Source organism: Mesorhizobium sp. M4B.F.Ca.ET.089.01.1.1 (assembly GCF_004022605.1).
Classification (GTDB): Bacteria; Pseudomonadota; Alphaproteobacteria; order Rhizobiales; family Rhizobiaceae; genus Mesorhizobium; species Mesorhizobium abyssinicae.
Window position 1 is genome coordinate 1 of the sequence record NZ_RZOS01000720.1, and the last position, 1,891, is coordinate 1,891.

The following is a 1,891-nucleotide window of genomic DNA, read 5'->3' on the forward strand; positions in this document are numbered from 1 at the left end:
CCCTCATCCGCCCTTCGGGCACCTTCTCCCCGTGAAACGGGGAGAAGGTGAAGATGCTAATACTTCTCCGGCACGTAAAGCTCGCGCGGCAGCACCTGGCGCTCGTATTCGGGGTTGAAGACGCGCTCCGGCAGCGTGATCTCCTCATGCGGCACCTCCTCATAGGGAAACTGCTGCAGGAGATGGTCGATGCAGTTCAGCCGGGCGCGCTTCTTGTCGTTGCCTTCGACGATGAACCATGGCGCCTCGGGAATGTTGGTGCGGGCGAAGGTCTCTTCCTTGGCCTTGGTATACTGCTCCCAGCGCACGCGCGACTGCAGGTCCATCGGCGACAGCTTCCACTGCTTCATCGGATCGTGGATGCGCATCAGGAAGCGCATCTGCTGCTCCTCGTCGGTTATCGAGAACCAGTATTTGACCAGGGTGATGCCGGAGCGCACCAGCATGCGCTCGAATTCCGGCACGTCGTGGAAGAACTCCTCGACCTGGTCCGGCCCGGCGAAGCCCATCACCCGCTCGACGCCGGAGCGGTTGTACCAGGAGCGGTCGAACAGCACGATCTCGCCGCCGGCCGGCAGATGCGGCACGTAGCGCTGGAAGTACCATTGCGATTTCTCGCGCTCGGTCGGCGCCGGCAGCGCCACGACACGGCAGATGCGCGGATTGAGCCGCTGCGTGATGCGCTTGATGACGCCGCCCTTGCCGGCGGAGTCGCGGCCCTCGAAGACCACCACGACCTTCTTCTTGTGATAGGCCACCCAGGACTGCAGCTTGATCAGTTCGGACTGGAGCCGCAGCAAGTCTCGGAAATATTGCATGCGTTCGATCGAGGGCGGATGCGACTCCTTGTAGATCTTGGCGATCTCGAGCGACAGCGCCGGCTCCGATATCTCCAGCTCGTAATCCTCGTCGAGCGTGTCGGCGAGTTCGGCTTCCAGCCAGTCCCTGGCTCCGGAATTCGGTTTCAGTTCGCTCATCGTGCTTCTCCGTTCGCCATCCTGAGCCGACTTCAATAAAGGCCGGCAATGACGGTTTTATTGCAATGCCGCTGCTGCAGATGTGATCGACCGGTCGCCGCAATGGGGCGACAAGCCGAGCAACTTGTCCTACAAATAGGCTGTCCTATTCGGGCTGCCCATTCGTGGCGCCTCTCTCAACGCGATTGCGAGGATTTCAAATGGAATACCGTACACTCGGCCGTTCCGGGCTGAAGGTTTCGACATTGACGCTCGGCACCATGACATTCGGCGGCGCCGGCGCCTTCGCGGCGGTCGGCAAGACCGACCTCAAGGAAGCAAGCCGGATGATCGACCTCTGCATCGATGCCGGCATCAACCTCATCGACACCGCCAACGTCTATTCGAACGGGATTTCGGAAGAGATCATCGGCGAGGCGCTCGGCGGCAAGCGCAAGGACGATGTGCTGATCGCCTCCAAGGCGCGCATGCGCATCGGCAAGGGTCCCAATGACGAGGGCCTGTCGCGCCACCACCTGATCCGCGAGTGCGAGAAGAGCCTGAAGCCCTGAAGACCGACGTCATCGACATCTACTTCCTGCACGAATGGGATGGCGTGACGCCGCTCGAGGAAACGGTCGCCGCCCTCGACACGCTGGTGAGCCAGGGCAAGATCCGCTACGTCGGCTGCTCCAACTATTCCGGCTGGCAGGTGATGAAGGCACTCGCCATCAGCGACAGCAGCCACCAGCCGCGCTTCGTCACCCAGCAGATCCACTACACGCTGGAGGCGCGCGAGGCCGAATACGAGCTGCTGCCGATCTCGGTCGACCAGGGGCTCGGCGTGCTGGTGTGGAGCCCGCTCGCCGGCGGGCTGCTCAGCGGCAAATACGACCGCAACAGTCCGACCGCCCGCCAGATCGGCGGCTGGTCGG

Annotated in this window: 1 protein-coding gene and 1 pseudogene; one reads left to right on the forward strand and one right to left on the reverse strand. The window is 62.5% G+C overall.

Annotated features, from left to right (window positions below; genetic code table 11):
• Nucleotides 1-56: 56 nt before the first annotated feature.
• Nucleotides 57-977, reverse strand: a complete 921-nt coding sequence (ppk2, locus tag EN780_RS33150) for a polyphosphate kinase 2 (protein ID WP_127284229.1) — start codon at nt 975-977, stop codon at nt 57-59.
• 260 nt (nt 978-1,237) lie between these two features.
• Here ppk2 and EN780_RS33155 point away from each other — a divergent pair.
• Nucleotides 1,238-1,891 (forward strand): annotated as a pseudogene (locus EN780_RS33155) (aldo/keto reductase); the annotation flags it as partial.

What these genes read in the sequence shown, in the direction of transcription:
- ppk2 (WP_127284229.1), bottom strand. Translation starts at nt 977, where the DNA reads ATGAGCGAACTGAAACCGAATTCCGGAGCCAGGGACTGGCTGGAAGCC.